Genomic DNA, 14059 nt, shown 5'->3' on the forward strand with positions numbered 1-14059 from the left:
CAACGCGCGTGGATCGCCGCACAGGTCGAGCGCCAGCGCCTCGGCGACGCACGCGCCACCGCGCAGCGCATGCGGCATCGCCGGTCGCAGCCCGGCCCGGCCCCATGCAGTGATCGAGACAAGCCGATGACGCCGACAGATGAACCGCACGCTGTGGGCGGCGCCCGGCGAGCTTCAGTTGCCGCAATGAAGGCGGCTTGATGCCGCCTTTTTCAATTGCACGGCGAGAAACAGACATCGATTCGTTTTGTATATTCAAGACGCATATATTGTCACTGTGTGTCTATCAGACGCATCCTGTTTTCAGTTTCCGTTGTGGTTCCGCACTGCGTTGACAATCTTTGACTCACCCGAACTGCGGCTTGAAGTAATTTCGGGCAGTTAAAAAGCACGCTACGCAGAATGAATAAGAACATGTTCAGGCTGGTTTTCAGCCGGTGCCGGGGTATGCTCGTCGCTGTTGCGGAAACCGCCAATGCCCACGGCAACGCGAGTCAGGGCGAAGTCCGTTTGCCAACGACACTGCGGCCCATCACACTGTTCGCGATGCGTCACGCAGCATTCGCCGCGCTGGTGCTGTGCGGACTCGCACCTGTTCTCGCGGATGCGCAGATTGTGCCCTCGGGCGCGCACGCGCCGAATGTCATCAGCACGGCAAATGGCCTTCCACAAGTGAATATCACCAAGCCATCGGGGGCTGGTGTATCGCTTAACACATATTCACGGTTTGACGTGTCGTCTGGCGGCGCGATCCTCAATAATTCGCCCGTCAATACGAACACCCAACTCGCGGGACAGGTATCCGGCAATCCGAATTTTGGATCGAACGACGCTGCAAAGATTATCGTCAACCAGGTCAACAGCAACAATCCAAGCCGCCTGGCTGGGTATCTCGAAGTCGCCGGACAGAAAACGGCAGCGGTCGTGGTCGCCAATTCGAGTGGCCTTATTGTCGACGGTGGCGGCTTCATTAATACCGCAAAAGGTATTCTCACCACCGGTAATCCGCTGATCGACGGCAGCGGCAACCTGACCGGTTTTAGCGTAACCGGCGGCACGATTACGGTCCAGGGAGCGGGCCTCAACGCCTCGAATATCGATGAAGTCGACCTCCTGGCGAGAGCGGTGCAGGCTAACGCGGCGATCTACGCCAATACGCTGAACGTTACTACTGGCGCGAACAATATCGACTACGCGAGCCTCACGCCGACACCGATCGCGGGGAGTGGTACCGCGCCCGCCGTCTCTATCGACGTCTCGCAACTCGGCGGCATGTATGCGAATCGGATCACCCTGGTGGGCAACGAGAACGGCGTTGGGGTTGCCAATGCCGGTACGATTGCCGCACAGGCGGGCGATCTGACGCTGACGACTGCGGGCCAACTCGTCCAGTCGGGCAAGATGACCGCGACCGGCAATGTCGGCATCAACGCGGCAGGCGTGGCGAATACAGGTACCGTCTACGCGGAGCAGAACACTAACATCGCCTCGACGGGCACGGTGACCAATAGCGGGACCCTCGCGGCACAGCAAAACACCGCGATCAATGCCGGGTCCCTCGATTCGACCGGTATTCTCGGCGCAGGCATCAACAACGATGGCTCGGTCGGTAGTTCGGGCGACCTCAAAGTTTCGACGACCGGACAGCTCAACGCGACCGGCGAAAACGTTGCAGGCGGCAATGCGTCCCTCTCGGGTAGCGGCGTCAATCTCGCGGGTAGCGAGACCGCGGCGAACGGTAACGTATCGCTGACGGCAACGGCTGGCGACCTGAACCTCGCGGGCGCGACGACGAGCGCAGGCGGCGCGGTCGTAGCAAATGCAACAGGTACGCTTTCCAACGACAACGGCTCGTTGACTGGCGGCAGCGTCGCTCTCAACGCGGGCGATCTCTCGAACCAGAAGGGCGAAATTTCGTCACAAGGGCAACTCGTCGCGCAGGCGTCCGGCCAGATCGCAAACCAGGGCGGCTCGATCGTCTCGCAGGGCACGATGCAGGTCAGCGGTGGCGCCATCGCGAACAACCAGGGGACGATGCAGAGTGCCGCCGGTATGTCGGTCGCCGGAACGTCCCTCGACAATACGGCGGGTCGCATCACGTCGCTCAACGGGGATGGCCTCTCGGTCACGACGACGGGGCAGCTTGTGAACGCGGCGGGTACGACCGCAACCGGCGCACAGGGCGGCGTTATCGGCGGCAATGGCGCGGTGACGCTTCAGGGCGGACCCGTCGCGAACCACGGCACCGTATCGGCACAGACGAACCTCCTGGTGACCGGACAATCGGTCGACAACAGTGACGGTTCGCTCGGCGCGTCGGGCAATACGACGGTCAACGCCAGTTCGAAACTGACCAACAGCGGCGGCTCGATTACGGCAGGCCAGACGGTTAGCGAGAGCGCGACGACGCTCGACAACAGCTCAGGGACGACGCAGGCAGCGCAGGTCTCGCTGAATGCGACAAGCCTCGTCAATCACGCGGGAACGATTACGCAGACGGGTAGCGGGCCGATGAACGTCGCGGTATCGGGCACGCTCGATAATTCGGCGGGCGGTAGGCTCCAGACGAACAGCACGGACCTGACCCTTGCACCCGCTACGCTCGACAACGATGGCGGCACGATTACGCACGCGGGTACCGGTACGCTGACGCTTGACGCGGGCAACGGCGCGGGGTCGATCTCGAACGCTGGAGGTACCATCCAGAGCAACGGGCGGGTCATCGCCCAGGCCGGTGCGTTCGGCAACGCTGCTGGTCTGGTTCTCGGCCAGACCGGCCTGTCGGCAACGGTCGGAAACGCTCTTGACAACACAAACGGCAAGCTGCTGTCGAATACTGACCTGAGCCTCGCGAGCGGTACGCTGAGCAACAACGGAGGCGAGATTGGCGCGGCCTCGAACGGGACAATCCACAGCGGGTCGCTGACCAATACCGGCGGCTCGATCGTCGCGCCGAATCTCGCGCTCTCGATCGGCTCCACGCTCGACAACAGCAAAGGCGATATCGAGGCGAACCAGCTCGCGCTCGGCGCGACGGATCGGCAAGCAGGGCCTCGACCTGCTAACGAAGGGCCTGCAAGGCGTCATCCTGAGTCGTGGCTACGTTACGACGCGCGTCCTGTTGCCTGCACAGGACTTGTCGAAAGGGACGCTCAAATTCGCCCTCATACCGGGCGTTATCCGCAGTCTGAAGTTTGCCGACCCCGATACGCGCGGCACCCTCAAAACTGCGTTCCCCGCGCGCGACGGCGACGTTCTCCAGTTGCGCGACCTTGAGCAGGGTCTCGAACAGATGAAGCGCGTACCGAACCAGGACGCGACCATGCAGATCGTGCCCGGTACGTCGCCCGGCGAAAGCGACGTCGTCGTGACCGTCAAGCGCACGAAGCCGTGGTCGCTCGTCGTCTCGGCAGACAACTCGGGCACCGACGAAACGGGGCGCTATATCGGTAACGTGTCGCTTGGCCTGTACAACCTCCTGGGCCTGAATGACATTCTCTCGGCGGGCTTCAACCAGGATTTGCAGTTTGGCAATCACGACCTTGGTACGCACGGCTGGAACGCCTCGTATGCGGTACCTTGGGGTTACTGGACTGGCACGCTCTACGGCTATACGAATACGTACTATCAGCGGGTTGCACAGGCTAGCCAGATTTTCGTAGCGAGCGGCAACGCGCAGACGGCGGGCTTCAAACTTGAGCGGGTTATCTACCGCAGCCAGAACGATGTGTCGGGCGTCGAGTTTCAGCTCATCAAGCGGTTCGGCGCGAGCTTTATCGAGGATACCGAAATACCCCAGCAGTACCGCGACAATACGTTCATCGAGGCGGGTCTGACCAATCGCCACTACTTCGGCGCGGCGCAGTTCGACGGCACGCTCGCTTACCGGCAGGGTATCGGCGGCCTAGGCGCTCAGCCCGATACGCCGGGCGGCCCGACCTACCGCTTCAAGATGGCGACGCTCGACGCGAACCTCTCGGTGCCGTTCAAGGTGGCCGGTCAGGCGTTTCGTTATGTCGGTACGGTACACGGGCAGTTCACCAACGACGAACTGAACTATATCGACGACCTGACCATCGGCAGCCGCTACACGGTGCGCGGTTTCAGTGGCGAGACGATGCTCGCGGCAGAAAAGGGTTTCTACTGGCGCAACGAACTCCAGTATCCGCTCGGGCAGACGGGACAGCTGCTCTATGCAGGCCTCGACTACGGCCACCTGTGGGGTCCATCCGCTTCGAATCTCGCGGGCACGCAGCTCGCAGGCGCGGCCATCGGCCTGAAGGGTTCGGTGCCGTCGCGTCTCGGTACGTACAGCTATGACGTATTCGCAGGCACACCGATCTATGCGCCCTCCGGCTTTCCCGCGCCGAGCGTGACGATTGGGTTTCAAGTGTCTGGGCAGTTTTGAGTAGTCAATCCGATGAATCGCAATATCTGGAGCCATCCTATGCAAAAGCCTTTCCGCAGTCGCCATTTCCTCGCTGTTGTACTGGTCGCAGCTTCGCTTTCCGCGTGTGGCGGCAGCGATGACAGTCCGTCCGTCGCGACGTCGTCTACGTCGTCAACGCCCGTGACCGAATCGCCTTCGGCCACGCCTCCACAGTCATCGGCTCAGGTAGCTTGCAGCCCGAACGGCAGCTTTACCTACTCCGGCTCGGCCTCGCAGGTGGCGGCCAGCAATGGCACGCTGGCGGTCGTGGTTGTGCCGAATCTGCCGGTGGACGTTCAGAAGAACCGGAATTTCACTGCGCCCGCCGCACCGGCTTCGAGCCAGGTACAACAGGCGAGCGGTGCATTCACGACGCTGGCGTCATCGGGTGCAGCGACCGACTGTCTTGGACTTGACCATGGCATGGTTTCGGATATCCAGGGTGTCGGGAGCGACGTGGCGATCGGTCGCTGGAACCAGGCTGAGGATACGGACGGCAATACCTACAACCCTGGCCAGGGCGTTCACTACGCCGTCGGCACGCCGCTCGCGCTGACCGCAACGAGCGGAACGCTGGCCTGTACGCAGGTCATCGCCGATACCGTAGCCAGCAATAACGGCGATGCTATGGGTACTCTCGGCACCACATCGGCGACGCTGGATCTCGGCACGCGTACGCTCGATAACCTGAGCATGTCGATCAATCTGGCCAATACCAACTACACGCTGACAAACGCACAAGCACCGCTGAACGGCACATCGACCACCGGACAACTCTCGATCCAGTCAGTTGTCGTCGGGCATGACGCGACGCAGCCGTTGGTCGCGCTCGGCTACTCGGCTACGTTGCCGAATGCACAGGCCATTGGCGGCGTCGTCGTGTTGTCGTGCAAATAGCGATGCGTGCGACAACCGACTGAGACGCAACGAATAGAAAAACGACGCGACACAGCACCATCTGCGGGGCCGTCTGCCAGGTTTGCGGAAGGTACACGGCTCGCAGACGCGGTCATTGGCCTGAAGGGCTCGGTGCCGACGCGCCTTGGCAGCGTGAGGTATAAAACAGTCCGCGCGTGTGACGACGACTTATCTTCCGCATCACGCCTTCAACACAGAGCCGGACGCCACCACCTCTTCCTGCATCTGCACCTGCAAAACCGCATCGCGCTTATCAAGCAGATGCTGCCGCAAGATCGCGCTGAGCTTCTTCCCGTCGCGCGCCTCGAGCGCCTTCAGCATTTCATCGTGATCGTGAATCGCGCGGTCCCACTTCGGCGTCTGATAGTTCGAGCGAAAGCGCAGCGCCTGCAGCCGACGGTTGACCGACACATAGGTTTGCCGCAGCGCCGAATTTCTCGCCGCTTCGTTGATCTTGTCGTGGATCGCCTGGTTGCGGCTGTAGTAGCCCGGCAGATCGTTCTGCGCGCGGCACGCGAGCATCGCGTAGTGCAGCGCCTTGATCTCGGCGAGCTCGGCCGCGGTGATGCGCTCGGCCGCGAGTTCACCCGAAAACGCTTCGAGGCCGCTCATCAATTCGAAGGTTTCGCGGACTTCCGCTTCCGACATCTTCGAGACCGACGCGCCGCGATTCGGCGAAATCTCGATCAGCCCTTCGGCAGCCAGCACCTTCAGCGCTTCGCGTAGCGGCGTGCGCGAAATGCCGAGCGTTTCGCACAGCTCGCGCTCGTTCAGTTTCTTGCCGGGCTCCAGCACACCCTCGACGATAAAGCGGCGGATGTGCTCAACCACCGTGTCGTGCAGGCGCTGACGCTCGACCTTCGGCATCACCGGGGCAGCGGTCATACCCGCGTCGAAATCCGAATTTTGCATACAAAAACCCTCAGCTCTACATGAGGTGGGATTTTATCGGAACCTGAACGATTCGTTAATCACTATGAAAACGCGGGTAAACACGGGCGTCAGCGGCCAAATTTCGTCTTGGGAGCGTCGCGCTTCGTCTGATATAGTTTTTTGAATGCAAAATTCAATTGGAGGAGTTCGATGCTGAAGCTAGATTTTCATCCCGCTGGCCGTCACTTCCTGCAGATTCCGGGGCCGAGTCCGGTGCCCGATCGCATCCTCCGGGCGATGAGCTATCCGACCATCGACCACCGCGGCCCCGAGTTCGGCGAACTGGGCCTCAAGGTGCTCGACGGCATCAAGAAGATCTTCAAGACGCAGCAGCCGGTCGTCATTTATCCGGCCTCCGGCACGGGCGCGTGGGAAGCGGCGCTGTCGAACACGCTGAGCCCGGGCGATCAGGTGCTGATGTTCGAGACCGGCCACTTCGCGACGCTGTGGAAAAAGATGGCCGAGAAGCTTGGCCTGAAACCCGAATTCCTGGGGCTGCCCGGCATCGAAGGCTGGCGGCGCGGTGTGCAGCCGCAGATGATCGAGGAGCGTCTGCGCGCCGATGCGCAGCATGCGATCAAGGCGGTCTGCGTCGTGCACAACGAAACCTCGACCGGCGTCACGTCCGACATCGCCGCCGTGCGTCGCGCGATCGACGCCGCGGGCCATCCGGCGCTACTGCTCGTCGACACGATCTCCGGTCTCGCCTGCGCGGATTATCGCCACGACGAATGGGGTGTCGACGTCACGGTGTCCGGTTCGCAGAAGGGCTTGATGCTGCCGCCTGGCATCAGCTTCAACGCGATCTCGCCGAAGGCGATGGCCGCGAACCAGCACGCGAAGCTGCCGCGCAGCTTCTGGGACTGGCCGGAAATCGTCGAGATGAACAAGGCCGGCTACTGGCCGTACACGCCGAACACGAACCTGCTGTACGGGCTGCACGAAGCGATCGAGATGATTCTCGGCGAAGGGCTCGACAACGTGTTCGCGCGTCACGAGCGGCTCGCCGAAGCGACGCGCCGCGCGGTGCGCGCGTGGGGGCTCGACATCCAGTGCGCCGATCCCGCCGTCTATAGCCCGGTGCTCACCGGCGTGATGATGCCCGACGGTGTCGATGCCGACGCGGTGCGCAAGCTGATCTACGAACGCTTCGACATGTCGCTCGGCACGGGCCTCGGCAAGATGAAAGGCCGCATGTTCCGGATCGGCCATCTCGGCGATTGCAACGATCTGATGCTGCTCGCGACGCTGGCCGGCTGCGAGATGGGTCTGCGGCTTGCTGGCGTGCCGGTCAGGGAAAGCGGCATGCCGGCCGCGATGGAGTGGCTGAGCCAGGCGCCGAAAACGTCCAGCCTGAAGGCCGCGGCCTGATCGTCGCGCGGTGTTCGCAGGGGCGACGCCAGAAACAACCCGCAACACCAAGGAACGCTGTCCTCATCGAGCTGCGCACAGAACGCGGCCAGAACAACCTGCAATGCGTCCATAGCGGCCCTCGCCGCCGACGGGCGACGACGCAGCGCGCCACTTCAGGCGCGCCGTCGACACATGCCATGGAGAGAGAGACGATGAAGCGGTTTCGTTTGACCAGTGCGACCAGTCTCGTTCTAGTGATGCTCTGCATCATGTACTTCATCACGTACCTCGATCGGGTGAACGTCAGCACCGCGGCCGCGGGTTTCGGCAAGGAATTCAATCTCACCCATACGCAGGTCGGCCTCGTGTTCTCGGCCTTCGCGTATCCGTATCTGCTGTTTCAGGTGATCGGCGGCTGGGTCAGCGATCGTTTCGGCGCGCGCCGCACGCTGCTGTTCTGCGGCGCGATCTGGGGTCTGGCGACGGTGTTCACGGGCCTCGCGGGCGGCCTCGCATCGCTGCTCGCCGCGCGGCTCGTGCTCGGTTTCGGCGAAGGCGCGACGTTCCCGGCCGCAACCTCGGCGATGTCGCGCTGGGTCGCGAAAGAAAAACGCGGCTTCGCGCAGGGCATCACCCACGCGGCGTCGCGAGTCGGCAATGCGGTCGCGCCGGCGGTCATCGTGCTCGTGATGACCAACTGGGGCTGGCGCGAATCGTTCTTTATTTGCGGCGCGCTGAGTCTGGTGTGGGTCGTCGCGTGGGCGTTCACGTTCACCGAGCATCCGAAAGATCATCCGCGCATCACGGCCGAAGAACTCGCCGTGCTGCCCACCCCGAAGCCGAAAATCACCGGCCTGCCGTGGGGCAAGCTGTTTCGCCGTATGACGCCGGTCACGATCGTCTACTTCTGCTACGGCTGGACGCTGTGGCTGTTCCTCAGTTGGATTCCGCTGTACTTCCTGCACAACCATCATCTGCAATTGCAGAAGTCGGCGATTTTCGCCTCGGTCGTGTTCTTTGCCGGCGTGATCGGTGACACGCTCGGCGGCATCGTCACCGATGCGATCTTCAAACGCACCGGCAGCCTCAAACGCGCGCGCAGCTGGATGGTGTCGGTGTGCATGCTGTTCTGCCTGCTGTCGTTGATTCCGCTGATGTTCACGCATGATCTGGCGCTGTCGATCGCCTGTCTCGCCTCGGGTTTCTTCTTCGCCGAGATGACGATCGGCCCGATGTGGGCGATCCCGATGGACATCGCGCCGGAATTCTCCGGCACCGCGAGCGGCATGATGAACACGGGCTCGGCGCTCGCCGCGATCATCTCGCCGGTGATGGGCGGCTTTCTGATCGACCGCTTCGGGAACTGGGATCTGCCGTTCCTCGGCAGCATGCTGCTGATGGGCGTCGGCGTCGTGCTCGCGTTCCGCATGCAGCCGGAGAGCCGCTTCGAACTCGCGGCATCGGAGAAGGCGCAGGTTTCCACCAGTTTGGGCGTGTAAAACATGACGACATCACTGAGCCAGCTTCTTGCCGATGCGCGCCGCGCTCGTTCTACGCTCGACACAGTGCCACAACAGCAGCTTCCATCCGATGCCGACGCGGCCTACGCTATCCAGCACGAGATCCTGAGCGCGTGCGGCGCGCGGATCGGCGGCTGGAAGATCGGCGCGAAATCGGCAAGCGGGCCGATTCAGGGCGCGCCATTGCCCGCCACCGATCTGCACGCGGACGGCGCCCGTCTGTCGCAGGAAGGCTTCGCACCACTTGGCCTCGAACTCGAAGTCGCGTTCCGTTTCGGCCGCCGCTTCGAGCCGTCGGCGACGCCGTACCACGAAGACGAAGTGCTCGCGGGCATCGGCTCGATCGGCGCGACCATCGAGATCGTCGCGAGCCGCTATGCCGCGTGGCCCGACGTCGACAAGCTCGCGCAACTGGCGGACCTGCAGAATCACGGCGCGCTGATCGTCGGCGAATTCACGCGATATCGCGAGGATTTTCCGTTCGTCGCGCCGTCGCTGCGTTTCGAGTTCAACGGACGCAATGTGGTCGAAGCGACACCCGCGAACCCGGCCGGCGATCCGCGCCGCTTGCTCACGTGGCTCGTCAATCATGCGAGTTCGCGCGGCATTGCGGTGACGCCGGAGATGGTGGTCACCGCGGGCTCGTACACGGGCATGTTTTTTCCGCGTGAGACGGGCACGGCGAGCGGGCATATCGAAGGACTCGCACCGGTGCATTTCACGCTGTACTAGACCCTGGCAATTCGAGTCGCGCGGTTTCTGCGCACTCCTCATAGGCCGATGAAATGACGAATCCCACCGCGGGCTTGCTCGTCAAGCCGATCCATCTGGTTCCTTCCGCCGCGCGCGCAACGAGTCCGCTCGCGCAGCATCTACGTCAATCGCTTCGCGGCGATGTGCTGTTCGATCTCGCGAGCCGGGGCCGCTACGCGACCGATGCGTCGATTTATCAGATCACGCCGGTCGGCGTCGTGGTGCCGCGCGATCAGGACGATCTGCGCGTCGCGCTCGAGATCGCGCGCAGCGAGAAAGTGCCGCTGCTCGCACGCGGCGCGGGCACGAGCCAATGCGGTCAGACGGTGGGCGAGGCGCTCATCGTCGATACGAGCAAGTGGCTCAACAACATCGTCGCGTTCGATGCCGATGCGCGCACGGTGACGGTCGAGCCCGGCGTCGTGCTCGATCATCTGAACGCGTGGCTGAAACCGCATGGCCTGTGGTTTCCGGTCGATGTATCGACGGCCGCGCAGTGCACGATCGGCGGCATGGCCGGCAACAACTCGTGCGGTTCGCGCTCGATCGAATACGGCAACATGGTGCACAACGTCGACGCGATCGACGCGATTCTCGCCGACGGCAGCGAAGCGCGCTTCGCCTCGCTGCGCGAGCCGCCGCAAGGCGAGCGTTTGCAGCAGATCATCGCGGGCGTGACGCGGATCGCGCAGCGCGAGCGCGACGAAATCGCCGCGCGCGTGCCGAAGGTGCTGCGCCGCGTCGCGGGCTACAACATCGATCTGTTCGACTGCCAGAATCCGCGCGCCTATACCGATGATGGCAGCGCGAACCTCGCGCATCTGTTGGTCGGCTCGGAAGGCACGCTCGCGTTCAGCCGGCAGATCACGCTGAAGCTCGCGCCGCTGCCCGCGCACAAGGCGCTTGGGGTGGTCAACTTTCCGACCTTCCGGCAGTCGATGGCGCTCACGCAGCACATCGTCAAGCTGAAGCCGGTGGCGGTCGAACTGGTCGATCGGACGATGATCGATCTCGCGTTGAGCAATCCCGCGTTTCGTCCGGTGATCGAGAAGGCGCTGGTCGGCGAGCCGCAAGCGATTCTGCTCGTCGAGTTCGCCGGCGAGGATCGCGACGCGCAACTCGCGTCGCTCAAGCAGCTCGCCGAGTTGATGGGCGAGCTCGGCTTGCCCGATGCGGTCGTCGAGATGCCGGACGCGAACGCGCAAAAGGCGCTGTGGGAAGTGCGCAAGGCGGGGCTCAACATCATGATGAGCATGAAGGGCGACGGCAAGCCGGTGTCCTTCATCGAAGATTGCGCGGTACCGCTCGAACATCTGGCGGACTACACGAGCCGTCTGACCGACGTGTTTCATCGCCACGGCACCGAAGGCACGTGGTACGCGCATGCGAGCGTCGGCACGCTACACGTGCGGCCGATTCTCGACATGCGGCGCGACGGCGCAACGAAGATGCGCGCGATCGCCGAGGAAGCAGCCGCGCTCGTGAGGGAGTACAAGGGCGCGTATTCCGGCGAGCATGGCGATGGTCTGTGCCGTGGCGAATGGGTCGCGTGGCAGTATGGGCCGCGGCTCAACGAGGCGTTCAGCGAGATCAAGGCGCTGTTCGATCCGGACAATCGCTTCAATCCCGACAAGATCGTGCGTCCGCCCAGGATGGACGACGCGCGCAATTTCCGCTTTGCGCCGGGCTACCGCGAACAGCGTATCGACACCGCGCTCGACTGGTCGGCGTGGAACGTGAAGCGCGATCCGTTGACCGGTGAAGAAAGCACACCCGGCAGCGGCGACGATCTGAGCGGCGGCCTCGCGAAAGCAGTCGAGATGTGCAACAACAATGGCCACTGTCGTAAATTCGACGCGGGCACGATGTGCCCGAGCTATCGCGTGACGAAGGACGAGCAGCATCTGACGCGCGGGCGCGCGAACACGCTGCGACTCGCGATATCGGGGCAGCTCGGCGAAAGCGGACTCGCGAGCGACGACGTGAAGGACACGCTTGACCTGTGCGTGTCGTGCAAGGGCTGCAAGCGCGATTGCCCGACCGGCGTTGATATGGCGAAGTTCAAGATCGAGGCGCGGGCCGCGCGTGCCAAGACGCACGGCGTGCGCTTGCGCGACAAGCTCGTCGCGTTCATGCCGCGCTATGCGGGCGCGGCGAGCCGCGTGCCGGCACTGCTGGCGCTTGCGGACAACGTGCCGGTGTTGTCGGCGTGGTTCAAGCGCTCGGTGGGGTTCGCGGCCGAGCGGAGCTTGCCGCGGTTCAGGAGGGCGTTTCTGGCCGATGCGGTGTCCGCGAAGTCGAGCGGCAACGCGCTCCAAAAGAACCCGCAAGGCACTTCGCTGAAAGAAGTTGTGCTTTTCGTCGACACCTTCAACAACCACCTCGAACCCGACAACGCGCGTGCCGCGCAACGGGTGCTCGAAGCGGCGGGCTACACGGTCCACTTCAACGCCCGTCCGGGTGAGCGCCCGGTGTGTTGCGGCCGCACGTTTCTGGCGTCAGGCCTCGTCGATGAAGCGAAGCAGGAAGCGCGACGCATGCTCGATCTGTTCAGGCCGTTCGTCGAGCGCGGCGTGCCGGTGGTGGGTCTCGAGCCGTCCTGCCTGCTGTCGTTGCGCGACGAATTCCTGCAGTACGGTTTCGGCGACGAAGCGCGGCGCCTCGCGCAGCATGCGTTTCTCTTCGAGGAATTCCTCGTGCGCGAAGAAAAGGCCGGGCGTTTGCAGCTCGAATTGAAACCGCTGCCGATGCAGCAGGCGCTCGTGCACGGCCACTGCCATCAGAAGGCGTTCGACGCGTTCACGCCGGTGCAGACCGTGCTGAAGTGGATTCCCGAATTGAAGGTATCGACGGTCGAATCGTCGTGCTGCGGCATGGCCGGCAGCTTCGGCTATGAAGCGGAGCACTACGCGAGCTCGCAGGCGATGGCGGAGCTGTCGCTGCTGCCCGCGGTGCGCAAGCTCGATGCGGCCACGGTGATGGTCGCCGACGGCACCAGCTGCCGGCATCAGATTCACGACGGCGCGGGCGTCGATGCGATTCACGTTGCGCGCGTGCTGGCGATGGCGCTGCCATGACGCGGAGCGAACCGAAACGCGAATCTCACGCGCCGATAGCTTGCCGGAACGCGCCCGGCGTGACCCCCACCGCCTCGCGAAATCGGTGACTGAAGTGGCTTGCGTTCGCATAACCGCATTGGTCGGCGATTTGCGCGAGCGGCAACGTCGTCGTGCGCAGCAGCCTGCGCGCGCGATCGAGCCGCTGCTGCGCGATCCACGCGGCGGGCGGCAAGCCGAACGACTCGCGAAACATCCGCGCCAGATGAAATTCCGACAGCGCCGCGACGCCGGACAACTCACCGAGCGTCAACGGCTGCGAGAGATGACTGTCGATATAGTCGGCGAGACGCCGCCGCGTCGCGGCCGAGAGCCCGCCCTTCAGCGCCACGTTCGCGCGCCGCACGCCTTGCCCGCGCAATAGCAGGCTCAGCACTTCGTGCGCGGTCTCGTTGGTGCGCAACAGACCGTCGGGACTGTGCCACTCCTCGTTGACGAGCGACTGACACAGACTCGCAATGCGTGGGTCCTCGAAATAGGTGCGGTCGGCGAGCGTCAATTCGCGTGGCTCGCGGTCGAGCTCCTGCACCGCGCGTCGCGTGAAATGCTCGGGCAGGAAATAGAGGTGCATGAAGTGCATGTGGCCGCGCACCCACCAGCGCGATTCGTGATCGCCGGGCAGCGCGCACAGACGCGACGGCGCGCCGTAATGGCCCGGCATTTTCTGGCGCTCGGTGCGATAGCCGCCATCCAGATAGCACGACAGCGTGTGGTGGCCGGGCCGCTCGTAGACGGTCTCGGCTTCCTTCGTGTCGCGCGTCCAGACCGCGATCGCGAGTCCGTCGCCGAGCCACGCGAAGCGGTCCAGGTGCGCGTTCGCGCTGGCGAGCGTGTGACACACCGACTGCAGGCCAAAAGGCGTGCCGGCGGCGGATATCACGGGGACGGACGGACTGGCGTTCACGGCGGCGAGGGAAGGGTTTCCGGTGGATGGCGAAGGGCTGAGCGGCCAGTATACGGCGCGCCTCGTCCGGCCGCCCGGCGGCGCGAAAAAGTGCGCAAGTTTGGACAATTGCGGGCGGCGGCGCGGTTGCATA

7 protein-coding genes and 2 pseudogenes are annotated in these 14059 nt (G+C 63.6%); 7 read left to right on the forward strand and 2 right to left on the reverse strand.

What is annotated here, in order from left to right; genetic code table 11:
- Positions 1–402: 402 nt before the first annotated feature.
- The 3 genes and pseudogenes from CI15_RS35290 to CI15_RS12260 form a co-directional block, all read left to right on the forward strand.
- Positions 403–3033: pseudogene (locus CI15_RS35290) on the forward strand (two-partner secretion domain-containing protein); the annotation flags it as partial.
- A gap of 4 nt (positions 3034–3037) precedes the next feature.
- Positions 3038–4408: pseudogene (locus CI15_RS12255) on the forward strand (ShlB/FhaC/HecB family hemolysin secretion/activation protein); the annotation flags it as partial.
- A gap of 39 nt (positions 4409–4447) precedes the next feature.
- The gene (locus CI15_RS12260) at positions 4448–5326 is read left to right on the forward strand and encodes a hypothetical protein (protein WP_062128090.1); all 879 of its coding nucleotides are present in this window, start codon (positions 4448–4450) and stop codon (positions 5324–5326) included.
- 201 nt (positions 5327–5527) lie between these two features.
- Here CI15_RS12260 and CI15_RS12265 read toward each other — a convergent pair whose 3' ends face one another.
- Positions 5528–6259, reverse strand: coding sequence for a GntR family transcriptional regulator (locus CI15_RS12265; protein WP_062128091.1), 732 nt, complete (start codon positions 6257–6259; stop codon positions 5528–5530).
- A 171-nt stretch (positions 6260–6430) separates the two neighbouring features.
- On the opposite strand from CI15_RS12265, the gene CI15_RS12270 reads away from it, so the two are divergent.
- The 4 genes from CI15_RS12270 to CI15_RS12285 all read left to right on the forward strand — a co-directional run bounded on the left by CI15_RS12270 (position 6431) and on the right by CI15_RS12285 (position 12983).
- Positions 6431–7651 (forward strand): pyridoxal-phosphate-dependent aminotransferase family protein, encoded by a 1221-nt coding sequence (locus tag CI15_RS12270; RefSeq protein ID WP_062128093.1) that lies wholly within the window; start codon positions 6431–6433, stop codon positions 7649–7651.
- Positions 7652–7845: 194 nt separating this feature from the next.
- Complete coding sequence (locus tag CI15_RS12275; RefSeq protein WP_062128095.1) at positions 7846–9132, forward strand: MFS transporter; 1287 nt, start codon at positions 7846–7848, stop codon at positions 9130–9132.
- Between the two features lie 3 nt (positions 9133–9135).
- On the forward strand, positions 9136–9885 hold the full coding sequence (locus CI15_RS12280; RefSeq protein ID WP_062128097.1) for a 2-keto-4-pentenoate hydratase: 750 nt from the start codon (positions 9136–9138) through the stop codon (positions 9883–9885).
- Positions 9886–9938: 53 nt separating this feature from the next.
- Positions 9939–12983: an FAD-binding and (Fe-S)-binding domain-containing protein gene (locus tag CI15_RS12285; protein WP_062128099.1), complete on the forward strand. Its 3045-nt coding sequence runs from the start codon at positions 9939–9941 to the stop codon at positions 12981–12983.
- Positions 12984–13008: 25 nt separating this feature from the next.
- Here CI15_RS12285 and CI15_RS12290 read toward each other — a convergent pair whose 3' ends face one another.
- Entirely contained in the window at positions 13009–13926 is a 918-nt protein-coding gene (locus CI15_RS12290) for a helix-turn-helix domain-containing protein (protein WP_062128101.1), read from the reverse strand.
- Positions 13927–14059: the final 133 nt, after the last annotated feature.

The organism is Paraburkholderia monticola (assembly GCF_001580545.1).
In the GTDB taxonomy this organism is placed as follows: Bacteria; Pseudomonadota; Gammaproteobacteria; order Burkholderiales; family Burkholderiaceae; genus Paraburkholderia; species Paraburkholderia monticola.